Source organism: Thalassotalea euphylliae, from assembly GCF_042682785.1.
Taxonomy (GTDB): Bacteria; Pseudomonadota; Gammaproteobacteria; order Enterobacterales; family Alteromonadaceae; genus Thalassotalea_F; species Thalassotalea_F euphylliae.
This window is the reverse complement of record NZ_JBHUIB010000003.1, coordinates 927,673-950,850: the sequence shown is the minus strand read 5'-3', so window position 1 is coordinate 950,850 and position 23,178 is coordinate 927,673. Positions and strand designations below refer to the sequence as shown.

The following is a 23,178-nucleotide window of genomic DNA, read 5'->3' as shown; positions in this document are numbered from 1 at the left end:
ATTTGAATTAAAACCACTGATTAAAGGTTCTATCTTTATAAAAGCCTTTTAGCTTTTTCCAGAGGAAGAGTAGATGAAAAGATTTTATTACGCAGTCATAGCTGCGGCGGTTGCTTCATCGTGTGCGGTTTATGCAAAGAACACGAATGACCTCATCAAACCGCAAATAGTTGGGGGAGAACCAGCGGAAGAAAGTCGTTGGCCTTGGATGTCGGCATTGGTATTTACTAGTCAAGTTATTTCTACAGATTTGTCAATTGCAGGACAACCTTACAGCTCTCAACCCTTCAGTTATAGCCCATCTGGTAGCGCCGAAGGAGAACTAGTTAACTGTGGCATTGGTGACAGTACTTGTGAAGATGCAAGTGGAAAAGTGTGTCTTATTGAGCGCGGCGAAATAAACTTTTCCGTGAAAGTTAATAACTGCGAAGCAAGCGGTGGCTTGGCGGCAATTATATACAACAATGTTGATGGCCCGATAAACGGTACGTTGGGTGAGGACTTTAGCGGCACTATTCCAGCAGTTTCTGTGACACGGGAGTTGGGGCTCGCATTTATTGAAAATGATTTGGGTAAAACGGCTGCGGTCACAGTATCTGCAGAGGCTGGCCTGGCCCAAGACTCTTTTTGCGGTGCTACTTTCCTAGGAGGAAAGTGGGTACTGACGGCCGCACATTGTGTGGATGATAAGTCTCCTGGCACTTTTCGCGTGAATGTCGGTGAATATGACCTGTCCAATGGTGCTGATGAAGCGATCAATGTGGCCAATATATATATGCACCCAGACTATGACGCGCCTACGTTAAATAATGATATGGCGTTATTAGAGTTAACTGAGGAAGTTCAGGGGCAAGTCGTTCAACTGGCGACTAAAGCCACAACTGACCAATTTGCAGCAGCAGGCCAGGCGGCTACAGTTATGGGGTGGGGAGGTCGAACGGGATATGCTCCAGGGGAAGGGCCAACAGGTGACTTCCCAGACGTACTTCATCAAGTAGAACTTGATTTGATGACAAATGAACAATGTAGGCAAACGTTCGCAGATTCCTTTGGCGCAAGCCCGTCTGTTGTTGGTGTAACAGATGTAATGATTTGTGCTGGCGTTCCAAGTGGTGGGAAAAGCTCTTGCCAAGGTGACAGTGGAGGCCCGCTTGTTATAAACACCAATGAAGGATGGCAGCAAGTTGGTGTTGTGAGCTGGGGCATAGGTTGTGCGGCAGCTGGTTACCCTGGTGTCTATGCGCGTGTTGCAGAGTTTGATAACTGGCTGAGTGCGATATATAAGGGTGTTGCTGTTGACCAGCTTGTTGATTTGCATGTACTTGAAACAGACAAAGCGTATGAAACTAGTGTTGCCTTGAGCAATAACAGCAATGAAACAGTTGCATTATCTTTTAGCATCTCAGGAAGTAATGATTTTAGTGTCGAGCAAGGCCAGTGTAATACCTTGTTAGCAGGTGAAGAGTGTGAGTTGACCGTTCGTTACAGTAGTGCAAATGCCCAAGAAAGTAATGCTGAGCTGGTGATTGAAACTGACAATGATGTGTTAGCGAGTAGTGCGAAATTAACGGCTAGAACCATAGGGCAATCAAACGCTATTGCGAATGACGTAAGTACGCCGAGCGAAGTCACATGGCATACAGGTGGAGCAGCCAATTGGTCTTATGATGAGACCAAAGAGAGCCTTGCCAGTGGGGCAATAACCGACTTGCAAGATAGCATTTTGATGGCAGTTGTATCAGGAGCTGGCCAATTTACCTTCGAATGGTCTGTCTCTTCTGAAGAAAATACGGAAGATGCAAACGATCCTTTTGATGCACTGTATTTGTACGTAAATGGCCAACAATTTGATTTTATCTCTGGTGAAGTAGATTTCACTGAGTATGGATTAGAATTGCCAGAAGGTGAGCATCGTTTGACTTGGGTTTACAGCAAAGACCCTGCGGCAACCGAAGGTGATGATAAGGGATATGTTAGGAACGTAACTTTTACGCCTCAACAAACGTCGACACCAACTACCCCAACTTCGCCAACTACTGCATCGAGTTCTTCGAGTGGTGGTGGGGGAACCATTTATTGGCTGGCCGTATTGTTGGGTTTAGTGTTTTTTCAAAAACGCAAGTTTTAACAAGTGTAAGTCTCAAAAAAAGCCAGCATGTAGCTGGCTTTTTTATGTGAAGGAAACCATTTACTCGTTATGAACGTTTACCATCTCATACTAGTTAACAAAGTAATGAAATGTGTTAGGGTTGCCTTGTAATTTAATTATTAAATCTAATAAGTTGTTTGATATATGGAAAATTTAGTCAATCGCGTAATCGGCCAGGTAAGTAAAGTTGTTTTGGGTAAACCAACGGAAGTAAAACTGGCAGTGACCTGTATTCTTGCGAATGGCCATATTCTTATCGAAGACCTGCCAGGCATGGGGAAAACAACGCTTGCTCAAGTGCTCGCTAAAGCGATGGGGTTGTCATTTCAACGAACGCAATTTACCAGTGATATGCTTCCAGCAGATGTCACAGGTATCACCATTTACGATCAAGAGACGAAAACGTTTGTGTTACACAAGGGGCCCATTTTTAGTCAACTTATTCTGGCAGACGAGATCAATCGGGCCAGCCCAAAAACGCAGAGTGCTCTATTAGAAGCAATGGAAGAACATCAAGTCAGTATTGATGGAGAAACCTATCGCTTACCGGATCCGTTTTTTGTTATTGCCACACAAAACCCATTGTTTCATGCCGGTACCAATCCACTGCCTGAATCACAATTAGATCGCTTTATGATGCGCTTGTCTCTCGGATTTCCGGATGTGGAGGCTGAAAAGGAGATTCTTGTTGCTCAAGAGTTGTACGATAAAGTGCAGCAAGTCGACACTGTATTAACGACAGAACAATTGCAAGCAATCCAGCAGCAAGTCATGGATATTCACGTATCTGACGAGGTGCTCGAATATATTATCGCATTATGTAGGGTAACGCGTAACTCAGAGTTTACCGGCAACCCTCTGTCACCACGGGCTGGAAAGGCTATTTTAAAAGCATCTAAAGCTTGGGCATTGGTGCATGAACGTAACTATGTCATTCCTGAGGATGTGCAGTCTGTTTTTAATGCAGTTGCTGAGCATAGAATTGATGCTGGTGTATCTCAGTTTGAAAAGAATCGTCACAACCTTTCTGCGCAAATACTTGAACAAGTCGATGTATTGGCGCCTTTGTCATAAATTTTTTAAGCGAAATGAAGCAGGCTATCCGTTCCTATATTGATACCAAATTTTCTAATTGGTTGATTCGTCGCGTCCCATCCGCCCGTGAATTTGAACTCACTAATAGAAATATATTTATTTTCCCAACACTTGCTGGTTTTAGTTATTTGTTGTTGGTGTTGTTGTTGTTTTTATTAGGCACCAATTACCAGAATAACGTCATCATGTTGATAAGCTATTTGTTGGCAAGCTTTTTTGTGACGGCAATGCACGCGTCATTTTTTAATATGAAGGGGCTTGTTGTCGAATCTGGCAGCAAGGCTAGCGGATTTGCTGGAGAGCTGATCCCTATCTCAATCCAACTGACGGCGAAGAAAGGTAAACACGATATCACGATGCTCTTTAAAACACATAGAGCGACGAAAATAGCCAAATTGTTCGGTGTCCAGACAGAAGACATGGTGTTTGAAAGTGAAAAGCGAGGAGTCTATCGTCCAGGTCGGGTAAAGTTGGAAAGTCATCATGTTTTTGGGCTTTTTCGGGTATGGTCATGGTTAGACTTTGGACATGAAATTCTTGTCTACCCCAAACCGCGCCCAATAGCTGAGCGATTCATAAGTTCTGCACTCCATCATGGTGACCACCAACAATCGCCACAGCTGAATAAAAAAGATGGAGATGAGTTCTATGAGTTAAAGGCTTATGTACCCGGTGAGTCACAAGCACGAGTCGCATGGAAGCATATGGCAAGAGGCCAAGGGAAGCTGAGTAAACATTATGTGCAGCAAGAGGGTGATATTGAAGCGCTTACGCTCGATATGTTGCCGCCGGGCCCACTAGAAACCCGACTCGAACAACTTTGTTATTTAATATTGCAGTACTCTCAAGCTGATAAAAGTTTCGGCATTTCGATTCCTGGGGTTGATATACCTGTTGGGAAAGGTCAATCTCATCGAGATAATTGTTTAACTATGCTTGCACGTTATCAAGGTCATTAGCATGCAATCATCGAAACCATTTGAGCTAAATAAGCGTTTGCATCTTCATCTGCTGGTTATTCAAGCAGCTTCAATTCTTTTGTTCTCTCCGGAACTCGCAAGCTGGATGTTAGGGCTTATTGGACTCAGCTTTCTTTGGCAACTAACACAACTATTGTCAAATTCTACAAACACGCCTCGGCTTTTGCTTATTGCACTGGCACTGGGGGGCGGTGCATTAATAGCGGTAAATAGTCGATCGCTAGGCTTGCTGAATAGCATGATCCACTTGATATGTTTTGCCTACGCCATAAAGTCGATGGAAATAAGGCGGCCAAGAGATTTTTATCAATTGGTCTTGATAGGTGTCTTTTTGCAAGCGTGTTCGCTTATTTTTGTTCAAAGCTTGTGGTTTTCACTTCTCGTTGTAGCATTTATCTGTGCAAATTTGGCATTACTCTATCGTTTTATTGCTGGTCAGGCGACAATGTCGTCAGCTGTTGTCGATACCGCCAAACTCGTTGTTCTCAGTATACCGCTGGCAATAGCACTGTTTGTATTTTTCCCTCGCTTGTCGCCTTTTTGGCAAGTACCTCTGGCGAATAGTGCGAAAACAGGGCTGGGCAGTGATGTACAGCCGGGCGACATAGCTAATTTGGCGCAATCAGATGAGTTAGCATTTCGTATAGAATTTTCTGGACCAGTGCCACCAATAAATCAAATGTATTGGCGAGCAATGACAATGCCGTTTTATGACGGTCGCAAATGGTCTCGGGCCGGTCGCACTGGTAATGCAAATTACTTGCTGCGCGCACCTCGAATTTCTAACATGCAAGGATTGCGATATGATTATCAAGTGATGGCTGAGCCAAGTTATAGACACTGGCTATTTGCGTTAGACACACCCGTGTCTAGTGCAAGCCACATCACACAATTGGCTGATACGAGTTTGCTAAACAATAAGCCAATAACACAAACTATTCGTTACCAAGTATCTAGTTACCCTCAAGCGCAACGAACAAAAGACGCAACTGAGCGTTATTTGGCATTTCATCGCTATCTTCCAGAAGATAGTAACCCTAGATTAACGGAATTAGGGCAAGAGCTTGGTCAACGTTTTGCAGAACCGCAGCAAATCATTGACTTCGTATTAAGCGAATATCGAAATCAACTGTTCTATTACACGTTACAACCACCATTGCTTAGTAATAACAGTCTGGATCAATTTTACTTTAATACTAAGCAAGGCTTTTGTGAGCATTACGCCAGTACGTTTGCCTTTATCATGCGTGCAGCGGGTATACCCTCTAGGTTGGTGGCTGGTTATTTAGGTGGCCAGTACAATGAACAGGGCAATTATTACAGTGTTTATCAGTCTGACGCCCATGCATGGGTAGAAGTTTGGCTGCCTGAGAGAGGCTGGGTGACCGTTGATCCTACATCGGCAGTAAGTCCTGAAAGGGTGAGTAACTCTATGGCTGATATCTTGCGCAGAGAACGCATTAGTTTGGCTGGTGCGTTCAGTTGGGCATCGTTTACAAGCTCTGATTTTATGTTAGAACTTCGCATGCAAATAGAGGCAATAGACTACCAATGGAACCGCTTAGTCGTCGGTTTTAGTTTGGAAAAGCAATATCAATTGCTGACTAAGCTTTTCGGCCACGGTCATTTTTGGAAGGGCATGCTTATTATTGTCTGTGTGATGGCGCTAACTTTTGTTTTTCAGTGGTTGCGTAATCAATGGCGTAAAAACCGTAAGAGAGCAGCACCTTGGCGAGTTGCACTAGACAGTGTCTTCAACGCGCTAGAAAAACAGGGAATAGAACGTGGTAAAAGCCAGACACCTCAAGCACTTGTTCCGTCTATAAAAAATAAATTACCGACACTCGTTTCGGATTACCAGTTGATTTGCCATCTCCATCAAAAGTTGGTTTATCATGCTACGACTAACGAGTTAGAAGAACAGTTAACGAAACAAATTCAGCACCAAGCAAAGCTATTTAAAAAGCGTTTGATGTCTTTGCCAAAATAATGGGGTCGAAGCGTTCATTTAAGATAGCTAGCAGAGTGGGTTTGGCACTCTCTAAGCAGCGATATAAATTCTTCTGCAGACCTATCTAGCGAGGAATAAGGCAAAAACAAATGATATCCATACGCCATTGCTAATGCTGAAGCGTGATGCATATAAAAGGCATTTGGCCCTTTGATTGTTGTGTTGCCTGAAGTGATATAAGGCTCAAAATTAATTTGTGCTTGCTCAAAGCTCAATAATGACTGTTGTACTGCCGCTGTAGTTAATGGACGTTGTTCATGTGGCAGACGACTGGCTAACCGTTTACTCATTGCGGTTACCATCGCGTCATGGTCTTTAAGCTTGATGCCAATGTAGGGCAGCGTCTTTTGATCAATGCCTATTGCTAATCGGATATCGCCAACGCGTTGAATATTCTGCCAATCTATACGCCATGTTCCGTATTTGTGCGTATACTCCAAAAATTCGGGTGTCATTAAGTAGCTAAATCTCGGTTCCATTTTTTTCATGGCACCAATAAAGATAATGACGCAACTTGCTAATAATAAAAAGATTAATGGTAGCCTGATGGTTTCCCAAAAGTGGTGGCTTAGCGCTATCGTTGTCACCAAAAGGGCTACACCCGTTAGGATCAAAAACTGACCGTTATGGTTGGCTACAGGTTTAATTTTTATCGCTTGCATAAATTTCTTCGCAAATCAAAAACTAACCAAAATTACATCAATTTTGTTATCAGTTTCGCTTGTTGAACATCAAATTTACAACTAATTTTAATGTATGGATGTTTGGAAAGGTAGTGAAGATGCATTCTCAAACAAGTACACATACGGAACATGATTATGCTCGGATTATTTCTGTGCTTAGTTACCTAACAATTGTAGGTTGGCTTGCAGGAATTGTGTTGTACGGCTCTTACAAAAGCTCGCTTGCGGGGTTTCATTTACGACAGTCTTTGGGCTTGATCATTGTTGCTGCGTTACTGTCATTTATTCCTCTAATTGGCTGGTTACTTAACCTAGTCGTTGCTGTATTTTGGCTAATAAGCGTAGTGCATGCGTTTAAAGGTGACTACTACACGGTCCCCTTGGTTGGTATCAGCTTTCAAACGCACCTTCGATTTATTGCTTAACGAGCACCAGCGCTTGGCGCAAAGGTGTAAACCGGTTTTAATTTAAACACTTAAGTCCCATTTTCTAGTGTTAACAAAAGGGTTGTGCTTAAATGGCACAAACACGCTTTTAATCGTTAACTAGTGATTTTTCTTTATCCCGCCAACAAGATGGAGCACTTGGTTGCTCTTCTCAATAAGGTACAGCAAGTCTCACCGCTGGGTTTATTCGATACCGAGCAGGTCATCGTACAAAATGCTGGCATGCAGCATTGGCTAAATATGTCAGTTGCCAATGAACAGCAAGTCTCTATGAACACTGCTTTCTCTTTACCCGCACAGTATTTATGGAAGTTACTCAGGGAAATTGCTAGCGATGAAGCAGTACCCGAGCAAACGTTATATGCGCGAGAAGTCCTTGTTTGGCGTATAGATGAATTGCTTGCCACAGACCGTGTTTGCGAAAACACGCTATTTGACAAGCCTACCCAATATTGGCAATCAGCAAGCAGCGTGCAAGAGCAAGCGCACAAGCGCTACCAACTTGCTGTAAAGTTAGCGGATTTATACGAGCAATATTTGATTTTTCGCCCTGAATGGATTGCCTGTTGGTCTTCTGGGCAAAGTGCTGAACATATATCAGCGCTACCTGAAAATGTTCAAGAACACTTTGTTTGGCAGGGGCTATTGTGGCAGTCATTGCAACAAAGGCAGAGTTACGACCCAGAACAACTGCTTAAAGATGCAGTGAGTCGTCTACCTGAAAAACGCCATCTTTTACCTAAACGGCTAACGTTTTTTGGCATAAATGCCATGGCACCCATGTGGCTGCATTTCTTGCAAGCGTTAGGCGAACATATTGATATTCACTTTTTCCATTTGAATCCCTGTGCTGATTACTGGGGAGATATCAAAACGGAAAAACAAGCGTTTCAAGAGATAAACGCTTGGACAGATGATGCAGAAGATTTAACGGCAATGGTCGGCAACCCATTGCTAGCAAATTGGGGGCAACAAGGGCGAGAGTTTCTTGCACTATTGCAAGATATCAGCACCTTGAATGTGGAAGTGTTTGAGCAACTCTCATTAGAAGAACAGGCAAATGCTTCATTGTTGCAACAGGTGCAAATGGACATCTTATCCCTGCAGGATAAGCGACAAACAAAACAAACGGTGGTGGATGACTCAATCATGGTCACTAGCGCTCACAGTGCGTTTCGCGAAGTTCAAGGCTTGCATGATTGGTTGCTTCATCAGTTTAATCAAGACTCGTCGCTAACACCTAAAGATGTATTAGTTATGTGTCCAGAAGTGGAAAGTTATGCCCCATACGTAAACGCTGTTTTCACCCGTGGCTGGCAGGATATTAATGAGACAATTCCACCGCTGCCATGCTCAATCGCCGATAGAACAGCGCAAAACAGTGATCCTATCGTTGGCGCATTTATCGATCTACTTTCATTACCCGATAGCCGTTTTCAAGTGTCGACTGTTATTGGCCTATTAAGGTTAGAAGCTGTACAGGGTAAATTTGAACTATGCCATGAAGACGTCAGCACGATATGCCAGTGGCTTGAGGCGGCGGCTATACACTGGGGTTTGGATGAAGCCCATAAAAAAGATCACTTGGGAACGCCACATACCTCTGACGTATTCACATGGAAGCAAGGGCTAAGCAAGTTGATGCGAGGCTTTGCCTATGGCGACGAAGCAGAAGTTGTTCAGCAACAATTGTATTTACCCAATATTGAAGGCATGCAGGCTGTGTTATTGGGCAAATTGATGCAGTTTTTGGAGCATCTGCAATTGAGCTCCATAGCGTTAGCGAGTGAAAAAACAGCCAAGCAATGGCATCAATTTCTCAACGAAATGACCTTGTCGACCTTTGAACAAACTGATCAAGACAGTGTCAACGTTATCCTTCAAGCAATAGGGTTACTGTCCGAGTATACGCATGACGCAGAGTACGACAGACTTTTGGCCTTACCTGTCGTTAAAGAGTTTTTAACGGGGCATTTTTCTACGCCAGATGCAGGGCGCCAGTTTATGGTAGGGCAAGTCACATTTTGCTCTATGCTACCAATGCGTAGTATTCCCTTTAAAATTATCGCGGTATTGGGCCTTAATGATGGCGACTATCCAAGACAACGTGAGCCACTAGCATTCGATCTGATGGCAATGACACCGGCAAAACTAGGCGATCGTTCAAGACGCGGTGACGACAGGTATCTATTTCTTGAAGCTTTGCTGTCTGCGAGAGACAAGCTTTACTTGAGCTATCAAGGTCGAAGTGTCCAAAACAATAAAACGCGTGAGCCTAGTATCGTTTTGCAAGAGTTGTTTGATTATTTGTCGGAAGGTTACGGATGGCAAATTGACAGCAAAGCAGGCGGTCAAATAAGGCAATTGCCACTTCAACCGTTCAGCTTGTCGAATTATAAGCCGCCTTTGGCGAGTTTTGATAGGCATTGGTTAAACCTTGCCTTACAGTCACAACAAGCGCATCAACCTTTTGTCATGACAACAGATACGCTACAGGATGATATTCATGTCACCTTGGATGATCTCATTCGTTTCTTGATGCATCCAAGCCGCTGGTATGCGAGGCAAGCGTTGTCCTTGTTTTTTGATGAGCACAACGAAACCCCCAATGATGTTGAAACCTTCAGTTATGACCGACTGGCCAGCTATCAGCTTAAACAAGATATGTTAGCGATGAACTTATCCGGACATGACGTTGACACTCAAATGAACCTTCTGTTGACTCAAGCTCGTTTATCAGGTCGTTTTGCTGACAGCCCGTTAACTGACGAATTGTTCGAAAAATGGCAAAGTGACAATGACATTTTTTCGGATGCCATCATGTCGCTTGGTTTGTCTACCGCACAAGAAATGCCAGTAAACGTTAATCTGGTTTCTGCCTGTGGTACCAAAGTTACAGTCAGCGCCACATTGCCTGTTGCTGATAATCGATTGGTGTTTTATCGCAGTTCAACGCGAAAAGCGAAAGATGTGCTGACACAATACCTAAGTCTTTTGATTGGACAGCTTGCATTACCAGACTGCGTTGCTAACGGCGCAATTGGCGCTTATTTCGATACCAAAAGCCAAAAAGTCAGTGCTTTTTCGCATAAAAGCAGTGTTAACCCCGCTGAACATTTACAAGCGATCATCGATCTCTTTTTACAAGGGCAAACGCAACCTTTACTACTCAACGCGACGATAGCAGACAAAATCTACACTGCGCGCAAGTTTGATAGCCAAACGCAACTTGAGAACTACTGGTTCGACACCAATAGTTTTGATGCGTTGGGTTTTGATGCTTACATCAAGTTCTTTTGGTCGGAATGTCCTAATCTCGATGAACTCAAACTTCAGTTGGCGCCCATTTTTGAGCCGATGTATACACACATGGAGTCAGTAAAACTATGAACATGACGCCATTAGTTGTTGAATCAATGCCACTTACTGGCCGACACTTGATTGAAGCAAGCGCCGGTACGGGTAAAACGTTTAATATTACCCGCATATTCCTACGCTTATTGCTTGAGCGAGAATTACCGATCGAAAATATTCTGATCATGACCTTTACCAAAGATGCGACCGAAGAAATTAAGAGCCGCATTGGTGACAGGTTAAGAACAAGTTTGGCGCAGTGGGATGATCTCATCCTGACAGATCCGTTTTACCAGCAAATTGCCAAAACAGTAGCGCCTGATAAAGCAAAGCTACTGATGCGAAAAGCCTTATTGTTTTTAGATGAAGCGGCAATCTTTACTATTCATGGCTTTTGCAAACGTGTGCTATCGCAATTCGCTTTTGACAGCGGTTTATCTTTCAGTCTTCAGATGGAGTCCAGTTGCCAAGAACAAACGATTGAGGCCGTCCAAGATTGGTACCGGGTGACAGCAAAGCAATCACCGCAAGATATGTTAACCATTGCGCAATACTGGCCTGAACCAAGTCAATTTTTGGATGTGTTTGGAAGGGTGTTAACGGGGCAAAACCCCCTTAAATTACTTGATGCATCTTCACTTAAAGCGAGTTTTACTACTCAATCTCAAGCAGTAAAAATGCTGCTTGAAGACCAACAATCGTTTTTGTTTGAGCACTTAGTGGATAAACAAAAAGGAGAGAAAAAACAGCAACGGATTGAAGAATTTACTGCCTTACTTCGATGGTTTGATGAAGACGTCAAGTCGCTAGATGCGCTTTCATCTATACCAGCAGCTTTTTGTGACGGGCGTCGCATCGGCAGAACATCGCCGGTAAAGGCTGAACTCAATGAAATCTTCACACAGGTTAAAGCGCTCCAAAAACAACTGGAAAATAGTGTTGGGCTATTGAGAAAAGTAGATGCTCTTGCCATTGCTAAATGTGGCATTGAGCATATTCGTGCGAACATTACGGCGAAAAAGCAAAAGTTAGGTTTGTTAAGCTTTGACGATTTGATTTCTGTATTGGCGGAAAAACTGGCTGAATCAGAGGTTAGTCAACTTCAACGTAATGCATTGGCGGTGAAGTTGTTTGAGCAATATCCTGTCGCCATGGTTGATGAGTTTCAAGATACTGATCCGCATCAATTTACTATTCTACAATCGATTTACCAACATCAGGCTGAAGCTGGGTTGTTTCTTATCGGCGATCCTAAGCAGGCGATATATGGGTTTAGAGGCGGTGATATTTTCACCTACCTAAATGCACGCGACTTTTGTCATTGCCAGTGGGTAATGGACACGAACTGGCGTTCAACAAAACCTATGATCGAGGGCTATAATCGTTTGTTTTACGGCGACAGCTTGGACAGTAAAGGCAAAGATACCTTTGGCTATAACATTCCATATTTACCTGTTAGTCCGTCAAATACCGTGGACGTTGGGCAATTTAGTGATGGCGACAAAGCATTGCAATTTGTGTCGTTTGTCCCCGACGAACCCGCTAAATCGGTTAAGGCAGCATATAGAAGTGAGATGGCAGCGTGGACAGCACAAAAAGTTAAACGCTTGCTCAACGATGATTCTGCCAATATTGCCGCTAAAGACATTGCCATACTGGTGCGTGACGGCACCGAAGCAAACGATATTACTAAAGCCTTTACTGCCCTTAATTTGAGTGCCGTCTACCTTAGTAACCGGAACAATTTATGGCACAGTGAACAGGCGTCACAATTACTCACGTTACTTAAAGGTGTTTTGCTACTAGAACAAGATCGCTATTTCAATGCTGCACTTGCCAGTGGTCTGTTGGGCTTTCAACAAGCAAGCCTAGTGGCATTGCAGCAAGACGAGTATCAGTGGCAATCCCTTAAAATGTCATTTAAAGCGTTACGCGATGACTGGCATTACCGCGGCTTCATCTCTTTCGCACTGCAGCTACTTCATCATCATATGAAAGTGAACGACGATAATAAGGAAAGAGTGCTAACAAATTTATTGCACCTCTTTGAATTGCTTCAGCAAGCGAGTCAAAAACATCATCAACCGCAAGAGCTACTGTTTTGGTTTGAACAACAAATGCAGCTAGAACTTGCCGATAGTGAAGCTGAACTGCGTTTAGAAAGTGACGAAAACTTGATTAAAATTGTTACGCAGCATGGTTCAAAAGGCCTCGAGTATCCTGTTGTTTTTGTGCCGTTTGCAACGCGAACGAAAAATCCATTAAAAGTGGCGAATCGCAACGTTACTGTGATCGAGTATCACAATGAGCAAGGCCAACTGATTAGCTCACTGGAAGGTGACGCACAGCAAAAAGCGTTAATGGCTGAGGAAGCCTACGCTGAAACTATTCGTCTTTTGTATGTTGCAGTTACTCGTGCCGTACAACGATGCTATGTGTTAGTCGCTAATTTTGAACAAAGCCATGTTTCTCCTTTAGGTAAAACATTAGGCTGGCAATCGGGCATCGTTCCACATGACTTTTTAACTAGGTTAGCTGCTGAACAGCCAGATAGCATAGGCCTAACAGAAGTATTCGACGTAGAGCCAATAGCAGTTGATAGTCAAACGCTACCCGCCCAATCTGAGTTAGCAAGTGCCGCTGAATTTCATGGCAATATCGAGCGAGACTGGTGGTTAAGTTCATTTACGGCGTTAAGTAAAAATATGCGTCACGGCGGTGTTTCTACACCTGATCGCGATACCGATGATAATACCGTCACAGAAAAAGCGGCCACAAATATTCGGTTTGATATGGCGAAGGGCGCACAAACGGGTAATTTGTTGCACGACTTGATGGAACACTGTCAGTTTGACCAGCCGCAATGGGGAGAATTGTTAACTCGTTATCGTGCCAAATATACCGACGTGCTAGAACCGTGGCGAGATGATGAATTAGAAAAATGGCTAACCCAAATAATCAATACGCCATTAATGGCTACAGAAGTGGCTAAAGAAGCTGAAGAAGGAACTAACGAGGCGTTAGCTGGCAACGTACCTAGCGCTAACTGTTTGTCGTCAATAAGTGACACCAAGGTATTAAAAGAAGCCGAATTTTACTTCCCTATGCGCGATGCCAATAGTCAAAAGCTTACCGCTGCACTTATTTCGCATAGACGCAGAGTAAACCCCGAAAAAGCAAGCAAAACGATCCGGTTACCTGAGTACAAAAAATTAAAAGGTATGATGCACGGCTTTATAGATTTAGTTTTTGAAATGGACGGTAAATACTATGTAAGCGACTATAAATCGACATATTTGGGCAAAAGCATTCAAGACTATTCTCATCATGCTATGCGTAAAAATATTGAAGATAACTACTACGATCTTCAGTATTTATTGTATAGCTTGGCGTTGCATAGGTTATTAAAAAATAGACTCGCTAATTACTCACCAGAGGCTCACTTTGGCGGCATTTTTTATTTGTACTTACGTGGCATGAATGGTGATGGAACAAGTGGCGTTTATTATGCAGACGTTCAGCCTGAAGAACTTAATAGACTGGACAATATTTTTGCAGCTAAAGAACAAAACCCTGACATAAGTTGCGCATCAATGTCTGATGAAGAGGGCAAGTACTAGTGTTTTACGCTTCCTTTAAACATGCAATGCAAGCTATAGATGACATACAACCAATAGATTATTTCTTTGCGAAAGAAGTGCTGTATTCCATTGAGGGATTTGAACAAAACCCTGAATGGGCTTCTACTGTTGGCCATATGATGCTTGCGTTAAGTGAATCTGCTCGGCAAGGACACACCTGTTTACCACTGGGGTTAATTGGTAATCATATCTATGGCCGCAAAGTTGAAAACGATGTTGTTACCCATCAAGGGTATCAGTTTCCACCTGGAGAAGTGCTAGAGGCAATGGCTGATCGCTTACACAATGACAGCCATGAATTGGTCAAATGCTTTCAGAACAGTCTATACATGCGCAGAAACTATTGTTTTGAGCGAGAACTTCAGCAGCAGTTTCAAACACGCCTGTCTTCAACCATCGCTTACGATGAGAACAAAGTCGCTAACGTCATTCAGCGGTTGTTTCCGAAAGCGCAACGCAGCCAAGAAGAAATCGATTGGCAATTGCTTGCGGTAAGCAATAGTGTCAACAAGCGTTTCAGTATTATTGCGGGCGGCCCTGGAACGGGTAAAACTTATACGGTCACTAAACTTTTGGCCGCTCTAGTGTCTTTGCAGGATGACGCAGTTAATGCTGCTGGGCCAAATGACGGGATGCAAAACGGCTTTCATCCATCACAAAACATTGGACTTGTTGCACCTACGGGTAAAGCGGCGCAGCGATTAACGGAATCTTTAATAAAGGCAATTGCAGGCTTCAAGGGGCAGATTGACGAAAATGTGCTTGAAAAAATTCCGACACAAGCGCAAACCATTCATCGACTCTTAGGCGTAATTCCGCATCAAAACCACTTTAAACATGGCGCAGATAATCAGCTGGCCTTAGATGTATTGATTATTGATGAAGTCTCTATGGTAGATCTTGCCCTAATGGTTCGGTTGTTTAGAGCCTTGCCCGATACCTGTCAGGTCATTATGTTAGGCGATGCAGACCAACTACCTTCCGTTGGCTTAGGTAGCGTATTGTCTGATATTGCTCATAGACCACATTTGGGCTATTCAAAAAGCAATGCTGACTATCTAGCGACAATTGCAGAGCTGTCGACACAACAGGTGAGTCAGTTACCTAAAGTGCGAGGGAGAACGCCAAGCTCGGACCATTTGTCACTTTTAATGAAAAGTAGACGGTTTGATGGTGAAGGCGCTATTGGTAACGTAGCGTTAGCCGTTATCGCAGGGAATGCAGAGCAAAGTTGGCAGTACATTGCACAGCACAGTAATAAGCGTGATGATATTAGTCAGCTACCTGTCGATAAGTCATGGTTGGCAGAGCATGTAAAAAACTATTATCAACCATTAATGCATTGTCCAAACCTCGACGATGCTTTTGCATTATTAACCCAATACCGAATTCTGTGTGCAACACGTGTGGGTTACGAAGGTGTTCAGGCAATTAACCAAGGTGTTATTGAGCAATTGAAAGGCCATTACCGTGAAGACATGCTTTTCCATGGTATGCCGATCATGGTCAATGAAAATCACTACGGGTTGAAATTATATAATGGTGATGTCGGTATTATTTGGCGCAATCAGGACGGCCATTTATTCGCCGTATTTGAGGGCGATGAAACCAACATTTCGCTATCAAGTAATGCTCAATCGAACAATGCTCAACCGGACTGTGTTCAACCAGACAATGCTCAATCAGAAAATGGACAATCTGCTATGACTAGTGACTCGTTAAACGATCGTTATCGTTATATCATTCCGTCCCGTTTACCGCAGTTTGAGCCTGTTTATGCAATGACTATTCATAAAACACAAGGTTCAGAGTTCTCCCATGTCGCCCTAGTGTTACCGTCGAGCCATGAAAATCAATTATTATCCAGAGAACTTATCTATACGGGGGTGACTCGCGCTAAGCAAAAAATCAGTATTTGCGCGACAGAGTCGTCGTGGTATCAAGGCGTTGAAGCACGAGTAGAAAGACATTCTCACCTAAGTATTTAACGAGGGTCAACAGGCCCTTGATTAGCCAACAAAAAAGACGAAACAAATGAAAATAGAAAACATTGATAAAACTGTTTATCGCAAAAAACTTAACAACGTGTCTGTGGCTTTTGTGGCAGTTTTTGCAGCCTTTGCGTTACTTTTCGGCACTTTACTTATTGCAGCGTTCGGAGAACCGATTATCGACCCTGAAACGCAGAGCAATTTTCGCTTCAACTTATTAGGTGTCATTTTAGCCTTGGTAACAATGGCGATGATCGCGAATTCGGTGAAGGGACACAAATATTTACATGAAGTTTATTACATCTGGCAACTTAAACAAATCCACAACAGTATTTATCGAAAGCTGGTAAAAATTAAGGGTAAACAAATAGAGGGCGATGATAATGCACTGATAATTTTAGCGTTTTATTATAAAACACTAAAAATGGTGTATGAGCTAGATAACAACACATTGACCATTAATAACGTAAATATGGAAATTAACAAGCTTCAACAGTCGATGGGTGTCGAAGAATTTGAAAATAAGGCGAATCAATTCGATAAAACCATGCTAGCCTCTATCTAGTTAGTAACAACGTTGCTAACTAACCATCGGAAAAAATTAAAGCTAAAGCAAAATTAAATGGAGAGGAAGATGATTGGATATGTCACTGTAGGTACAAATAATTTACCAAGAGCTGTAGAGTTTTTTGATAAGTTGTTTGCTTCCGTTGGGGCGGGTCGTTTTATTGAATCAGAGCAATTTGTTGCTTGGTCTGTTTCACCTGAACAACCAGGTGTGAGCGTTACAATTCCCTATGATGGAAAAGAAGCGACAGTGGGCAATGGCGTTATGGTTGCGCTAGTACTCGACTCGCGAGAAAAAGTAGATGCTCTGTATAACAAAGCTATCGAGCTTGGCGCTACTGATGAGGGAAAACCGGGACCACGAGGTGAATTATCTGGTTTTTATGCAGGTTACTTCCGTGACTTAGATGGTAATAAATTCAATGCTTTTTGTATGGAAGCACCCCAAGCCTAGGCCAATTTTATATTAAGCATATTAGCCTGAAGTCGCAGCTATCAGCGAGGTTTAACTTTCCGCATAATTTGTCACCTGCAGTTATGCGGATACATCACTAAATCTCACTGCTTAGACTGCACAATAAAGTAAATTCACCAATAAACCTGCTAAGCCTTAAAATCCCTAGGCCTCAAAAACACTATGAATACATCGTTAAACTCTTCAATGACCCTTTCAATCTTCGTTTTACTCGTTAAGTGTTGTACGTTGGTTGTTTTTTCAAGCGGTAGTTTGGCCAGTAGCATTTCAATTGACGGCTCAACAGGCGTAAAGCCACTGGTAGAAGCACTAGCGAAAGAATTTGTTAAACAACATCCAGATAACGGAATAACGATAGGGGAAGGGCTGAACCCTAAAAAACGTATAGATGCACTCATAAAAAACGACATTAATATTGCTATGGCCAGTCACGGTATCGATGTTGAACAAATCACTCGCCAAGGTCTTAGCGTTCATAAAATTGCCAAAGTAGCGGTTGTTATAGGGGTAAATAGTGAGGTTAAGGTATCTAATATCTCTAGTGAGCAGCTTTGCAAGATTTACAGTGGTGAGCTTACCACTTGGCAGATTCTAGGCGATAGCAGTCTAAACCTTTTACCTCTTATTAGACCCAAAAATGAAGTGGATACTGAAGTTATACTTGCTCATATACCTTGCTTTAAACATGTCCAAGTGGCAGACCATATCAAAATAAAGAAAAAGTCAGGCCATATGGCAAAGGCGCTAGCAAAAACGCCTGGCAGTATTGGTATGACAACTCAGGTGAGAGTGGCGCAAAGTAACAATAGAATAAAAGCCTTATCACTAAACCACATAGCGCCCAGTAAAGAAAATTTGCTTAACGGTGACTATGCGTTGACAAGAGATCTGTTTCTTATTACACATGAATTTCCTTCCAAGAGCGTTACAGCGTTCTTGAATTACATACGCAGTGCTGTTGGTACAGACATTATTATCAACAACAATGCTATTCCTGCGGAGTAAAGAGAAATGCGCTTTTTAGTTATTGTCATTGTTTGGTTTATTGCAGGCTGTGCATCAACCACTACGAATTCACCTTCAGGTTCACTTTCAGAGACGGCCAAAGCGTATTTTGACGTGTACGCAGAGCGAAAAGACTTGAAAAAACTGATGTCTTTTTACGATGAAAAGGCAACCCTAAGCGATATCATTTATGGTAATCAGCTAAACAATAAAGCTGAAATTAAAGCATTTCTGGCTTGGGACAAGGGGGATTTTCAGCTTATCTCGGGCGATAACATCTTAACCGTAACAGGCCAAACTATTTCTGGGCGCACTGTAGTTACCGAGGGCTATTTTAACGCGTTTAGCTACGATGGCCAAAAGTTGGGACCGTGGTTGTTTGTTATTGTGCAAGAGTTCAATGCTGACAATAAAATAATATCGCAAAAAGATTGGATAAATTACACGCCAAGAAAGCACTTTTTAGGTGGTAAGAATATGAATCATTTATTGCTAAAGAATAAAGTTAAGTGAGTTGCATAGTTTAATAGGGGGCCAGTTTCAGCTCCTATCTGATACACAGCTATAAGCGATTAACTGACATTGAATTTGATATTACTGAGAATTCTCAGTAAATCCCCTAGGCCCCCATATTAAAACATGTAACGTATTGAAAAAATTAAATAAAAGTAGATAGTTGCTATCGGATATTTCTATGAAGTCTCAGTAATTCCCCTTTCTTTTCAATAACGACCACAAAATTCATTTATAACGAATTGAATTATTTACTATTTCTGGTAGTTTAGCTGGACAATCGTGGACGGATATTACTAAGACGTCTACATAATATACTGTTATAAGGCAAAGGAATGCATCTAAAAAAATCAACCAAATTAGCATTACTATTAGGTTTCTTGTTTCCTGCTCTTATAATCTGTTTTCCATCATTATTTGTTGGGGCCACTATTCTGCTTTGGCCTTTTAGTTTTTTTGCGATGGCTTTAGGCGGCAAAATTTCGGGGTTTTCAGATTATATCTTTATTGCCGTTCTTATTTTGTTCAATATGTTATTTTATGCTGCTGTTTTTAAATTATATTTACTACTTCATAAGATGGTAGTTAAAGAGTAATTGCCTTATAACAAGCCAATTAAGTGCGGGACTGCTAAAGCTTGGCTCGGTTCCGTTTCGCTACACGAGTTTAGCCAAGCATTATCAGCCCCTTATTGGGGCGTTAGGCATTCCTAAAGGATTGGTGATAGATTTCGAATGGTTATATATGAAATAGGATATCTAAGTGAATATCTACCGATCTGTTTATTGGTTATATGTGTATTAGGAATGTCAGGTGGTGTCATTAAGGGGATACCTTATTTAAATGGTCGTTATAAGCTAATTCTAGTTATTCCATTTGTATTTTTTTCTTTTTTACTCAGTAAAATTTTGGATGATTTTTCTATTGTAAATATGCGCTTTGAGCAACTTCAATCAAGAAACTATTTGGAAGCTTCAGGAACGTTAAAAGGGCTAGAAATACATCGAGGAGGAAAAGAAGTCCATCACGCTGATATTGAAACCATAAAATTTGAAAATACAGAATTTATTCGGGTAAATCCTAGGTTAAATTATGGTGGTTCAGGTTGTTATAGCGGTTTTATAGGTGATTCTTTAGAACGATATGTAAATAAAAATATATCTATTGCATTTGTAAATGGACAATCAGGACATCAATGTATATTAAAAATCGAATTAATTTCAAAGACATAATATAAAGAATGCCTAACAAGCGCTTTAAAAAATGGACAAATAATGCTTGGTTTTGTTCGCTTCGCTCAATATTTTAGCCAAGCATTATTTGCCCATTAAGCGGGCGTTAGTTTTACCAAAAGGATACTCTGCAAATGTCTTCAAATGAAGGTAATACTAAATGGACTTTATACCTACAGATTGCGACTTTAGTAGTTTTAATTTTAACTACTATTTTTAGCCACTTTTCACAGAAGTCCTTAATCGAACATAAAGCTGAGATAGAAAAGAAAGAACCAAGTATTTTCGGTACTGTTGTTCACGCGTTTTTACCCGAAGAATATGCAAAAAATAAAACTGTTACTTTGACAAATGTATTAGTTAAAGACGGAGATAAGATTTTAGGGGAAACAATGTACCTCGAAGATCATTTAGTAAACTATCCTGTTTTAATAGCTGTTCAAATTCAAAACGCTGGTAACCTAACGGCGAAAGACTTAGTTATTGAAATCACAACTCCAGCTGGAAGTTTGATGCGTGGAAATATGGAAAACCTACAATATGCTTATGCAGACTGCAGTCACAATGACGGAAAAGACCATTTCCGATTGTCTGTGAAGTGTCAAAGTTTAAACCAAGGAGAAACAAAGATTTTTAATTTGCTTTGGGTGCCAGATTTCTTTTCTAAGAGAATAGATGACTTTTCATTGGTAAAAAGGTTCTCTACTGAAGTAAAAACGGATGACTTTGTTAATGTAAATGTATACAGCAACAATTCACCTAAAGGTGTTATTCTGAAAGGTTCAATACATTTAGAGATGGAGTTGGGTAAAACTAACAAGTAACTAAAGCGGGACTGCTATCAGTTGGCTCGGTTTCGCTTCGCTTCACATTATTGCCAACAATTATCAGCCCCTTAGTTGGGCGTTAGGTCACGAGCCCCACTGTAGGCAAAATTGCGCACCAATTTTAATACTGTCCTAGATGCTCTAACCTCATAAATTCCCTACATGCTACAAAAACTTTCCTTTACCAGTTAACTCTTTGCTTAAATGATTTCTCTTTTTCGGGGTTTAGCTGGTTATAGGTTTTAATTCGTTGGTTTTTCCCCAAGATAATTTTGATTTGATACCAAGACTCTCTTGCCAGTGCAAAGCCTTTACTGTGCCACCATGCGTTGGAATAGAGTTTTTTGACAGCAGCGTTGGAATCTGGAGACTGTTCAAGCAGCTCTTGTGCAAGTGCCTTTGCTGCTAGCAAGGGCTCATTTGATATCTCGGTTAATAAGCCAAATTCATGTGCTTCCTCAGCGGTTAACTCTTTGCCTGTCATGGCTAATAATTTCGCTTTGTCTGTGGGTAAGTGCTCTCTTAGAGAGATGGTGCCACCCATATCTGGCAACAGACCCCAGCGCGCTTCCATGACAGATAACATAGTATCAGGGTGCGCAATTCTGAAATCTCCCCCTAACGCTATTTGCAAACCGCCTCCCCAAACGCGACCATGCAGAGCCATTATCACGGGAACTGGAATATCTTGCCAACCAGTAGACACATATTGCGCTAAATTCGCTTTGCCTGGACGCCATTTAAATAACAAACGAACAGCATTCCCCATAGAGTTCATTACCGATTTCACATCAAGGCCAGTGCAAAAATCAACACCGTCTCCATGAACGATAACTGCGCGAATTTGCTTGTTTTTTTTGAGTGATTTGATTGTTTGGGAAATGGCAAAGAACATGTCCATATTCAGTGCATTATGCTTATCGCCGCGGTTTAGGGTGACATAGGCTATGTCATTTTCAATGTGAGTCACTACAGGCGCAGACATGTTTATCCTTTCATATCGGTTTCTTGTGGTAAGACCAGTAACATTAAGGTAACTAACGGCTAATGTAAACCGTGTTTCGGTTTACACCACTATTAAAGCCATCTACATTGGATGTGAAAATACACAAATAAGAACAAAACAGGTTTACGCATGAAGAACTTACTCGCAGCAGCGTTATGTATTGGCGCTGCATTAAACGTTAATGTAGCGTCAGCAGAAGAAGCTTTTGGTATTGCGATACATGGCGGTGCAGGCACTATTAATAAAGCGAAAATGACGCCAGATAAACGTGCTAATTATGAGGCAACATTAGCTAAAGCGGTTACCGCTGGCTATGCATTGCTGGAAAAAGGTGAGTCAAGCGAGAAGGCTATTATAGCCGCTATCCAAATTTTAGAAGCGTCCCCCTTGTTTAATGCGGGTAAAGGCGCGGTGTACACCTTTGAAGGTCACCATGAATTAGACGCTTCCATTATGGATGGTAAAACGTTAAATGCAGGTGCTGTGTCTGGTGTTAAAACGGTTAAAAGTCCAATCGCATTAGCGCAAGAGGTAATGAATAACTCAGTTCACGTGATGTTAAGCGGTGAGGGCGCTGAAGCATTTGCGAAAAAGCAAAACCTTGAGTTGGTCGACAACAACTATTTCAATACAAAGAGTCGTTATGAAGCATTATTGCGCGCCAAGAAAAAACTCGCCGAAAAAGAGCGCGAGTTGAAAGACTTTCAAGCAGCTCATCAGTTGCTTGATAACGAATACAAATACGGCACTGTTGGCGCGGTAGCCCTAGACAAAAATGGCAACTTGTTTGCAGGAACATCTACTGGTGGAATGACTGCTAAGCGTTACGGTCGAATAGGTGATGCACCTATTATTGGCGCTGGAACTTATGCGAATAACAATAGTTGTGCTGTTTCGGCAACCGGGCATGGCGAGTACTTTATTCGTTATCATGTTGCTGCTGATATCTGCGCTAGGGTTGAGTATCAAGGTAAATCTTTAGCTGAGGCTGCGGATACTGTGGTAAATGATGTGCTTGTTAGCGCTGGTGGTTCCGGTGGCGTTATTGCAATTGATACTCAAGGTAATATTGCTATGCCGTTTAACAGTAAGGGCATGTATCGTGCGAGTATGTCGAACAAGCAAGACATGAAAGTGGCAATTTTTGCGGACGATTAGCTGAATTTATTTACGAGCAGGAAGCAAAAAATTCGCAATTAAAGT

At 42.0% G+C, this 23,178-nt stretch carries 17 protein-coding genes and 1 pseudogene; 16 read left to right on the top strand and 2 right to left on the bottom strand.

The window, feature by feature from the left end:
• Window positions 1–73 precede the first annotated feature (73 nt).
• The 5 genes and pseudogenes from ACFSJY_RS11565 (at window position 74) to ACFSJY_RS11545 (ending at window position 6,214) form a co-directional block, all read left to right on the top strand.
• Window positions 74–2,128, top strand: a complete 2,055-nt coding sequence (locus tag ACFSJY_RS11565) for a trypsin-like serine protease (protein WP_386034387.1) — start codon at window positions 74–76, stop codon at window positions 2,126–2,128.
• Between the two features lie 165 nt (window positions 2,129–2,293).
• Window positions 2,294–3,223, top strand: coding sequence for an AAA family ATPase (locus ACFSJY_RS11560; RefSeq protein ID WP_386034385.1), 930 nt, complete (start codon window positions 2,294–2,296; stop codon window positions 3,221–3,223).
• A 14-nt stretch (window positions 3,224–3,237) separates the two neighbouring features.
• Window positions 3,238–4,203: a DUF58 domain-containing protein gene (locus ACFSJY_RS11555; protein ID WP_386034383.1), complete on the top strand. Its 966-nt coding sequence runs from the start codon at window positions 3,238–3,240 to the stop codon at window positions 4,201–4,203.
• A 1-nt stretch (window position 4,204) separates the two neighbouring features.
• A pseudogene (locus tag ACFSJY_RS11550) lies at window positions 4,205–5,185 on the top strand (TgpA N-terminal domain-containing protein); the annotation flags it as partial.
• A 39-nt stretch (window positions 5,186–5,224) separates the two neighbouring features.
• On the top strand, window positions 5,225–6,214 hold the full coding sequence (locus ACFSJY_RS11545) for a transglutaminase-like domain-containing protein (RefSeq protein ID WP_386035027.1): 990 nt from the start codon (window positions 5,225–5,227) through the stop codon (window positions 6,212–6,214).
• A 14-nt stretch (window positions 6,215–6,228) separates the two neighbouring features.
• On the opposite strand, the gene ACFSJY_RS11540 is transcribed toward ACFSJY_RS11545, so the two are convergent.
• Window positions 6,229–6,897: a DUF2982 domain-containing protein gene (locus tag ACFSJY_RS11540; protein ID WP_386034381.1), complete on the bottom strand. Its 669-nt coding sequence runs from the start codon at window positions 6,895–6,897 to the stop codon at window positions 6,229–6,231.
• A gap of 119 nt (window positions 6,898–7,016) precedes the next feature.
• Between ACFSJY_RS11540 and ACFSJY_RS11535 the strand changes: the two genes are divergently transcribed.
• The 10 genes from ACFSJY_RS11535 (at window position 7,017) to ACFSJY_RS11490 (ending at window position 20,966) form a co-directional block, all read left to right on the top strand.
• On the top strand, window positions 7,017–7,343 hold the full coding sequence (locus tag ACFSJY_RS11535) for a hypothetical protein (RefSeq protein ID WP_386034379.1): 327 nt from the start codon (window positions 7,017–7,019) through the stop codon (window positions 7,341–7,343).
• Window positions 7,344–7,466: 123 nt separating this feature from the next.
• Window positions 7,467–10,754 (top strand): exodeoxyribonuclease V subunit gamma, encoded by a 3,288-nt coding sequence (recC, locus tag ACFSJY_RS11530; protein ID WP_386034377.1) that lies wholly within the window; start codon window positions 7,467–7,469, stop codon window positions 10,752–10,754.
• Entirely contained in the window at window positions 10,751–14,338 is a 3,588-nt protein-coding gene (gene recB, locus ACFSJY_RS11525) for an exodeoxyribonuclease V subunit beta (RefSeq protein WP_386034375.1), read from the top strand. The genes recC and recB overlap by 4 nt, the downstream gene beginning before the upstream one ends.
• Window positions 14,338–16,347, top strand: coding sequence for an exodeoxyribonuclease V subunit alpha (gene recD, locus ACFSJY_RS11520; protein ID WP_386034373.1), 2,010 nt, complete (start codon window positions 14,338–14,340; stop codon window positions 16,345–16,347). Before recB ends, recD begins: the two co-directional genes overlap by 1 nt.
• A 46-nt stretch (window positions 16,348–16,393) precedes the next feature.
• Entirely contained in the window at window positions 16,394–16,915 is a 522-nt protein-coding gene (locus tag ACFSJY_RS11515; protein WP_386034371.1) for a DUF3087 family protein, read from the top strand.
• 69 nt (window positions 16,916–16,984) lie between these two features.
• Window positions 16,985–17,371: a VOC family protein gene (locus ACFSJY_RS11510; RefSeq protein WP_386034369.1), complete on the top strand. Its 387-nt coding sequence runs from the start codon at window positions 16,985–16,987 to the stop codon at window positions 17,369–17,371.
• Window positions 17,372–17,554: 183 nt separating this feature from the next.
• On the top strand, window positions 17,555–18,397 hold the full coding sequence (locus ACFSJY_RS11505) for a substrate-binding domain-containing protein (protein WP_386034367.1): 843 nt from the start codon (window positions 17,555–17,557) through the stop codon (window positions 18,395–18,397).
• 6 nt (window positions 18,398–18,403) lie between these two features.
• A complete protein-coding gene (locus ACFSJY_RS11500; RefSeq protein WP_386034365.1) occupies window positions 18,404–18,910 on the top strand; it encodes a nuclear transport factor 2 family protein in 507 nt (168 codons plus the stop codon).
• A gap of 734 nt (window positions 18,911–19,644) precedes the next feature.
• Window positions 19,645–20,142, top strand: a complete 498-nt coding sequence (locus tag ACFSJY_RS11495) for a hypothetical protein (RefSeq protein WP_386034363.1) — start codon at window positions 19,645–19,647, stop codon at window positions 20,140–20,142.
• A 134-nt stretch (window positions 20,143–20,276) separates the two neighbouring features.
• On the top strand, window positions 20,277–20,966 hold the full coding sequence (locus tag ACFSJY_RS11490) for a hypothetical protein (protein WP_386034361.1): 690 nt from the start codon (window positions 20,277–20,279) through the stop codon (window positions 20,964–20,966).
• Between the two features lie 184 nt (window positions 20,967–21,150).
• Here the strand turns inward: ACFSJY_RS11490 and ACFSJY_RS11485 are convergent, their stop codons facing one another.
• Entirely contained in the window at window positions 21,151–21,954 is an 804-nt protein-coding gene (locus ACFSJY_RS11485) for a crotonase/enoyl-CoA hydratase family protein (protein WP_386034359.1), read from the bottom strand.
• A gap of 150 nt (window positions 21,955–22,104) precedes the next feature.
• Between ACFSJY_RS11485 and ACFSJY_RS11480 the strand changes: the two genes are divergently transcribed.
• Window positions 22,105–23,133: an isoaspartyl peptidase/L-asparaginase family protein gene (locus tag ACFSJY_RS11480; RefSeq protein ID WP_386034357.1), complete on the top strand. Its 1,029-nt coding sequence runs from the start codon at window positions 22,105–22,107 to the stop codon at window positions 23,131–23,133.
• Window positions 23,134–23,178 lie beyond the last annotated feature (45 nt).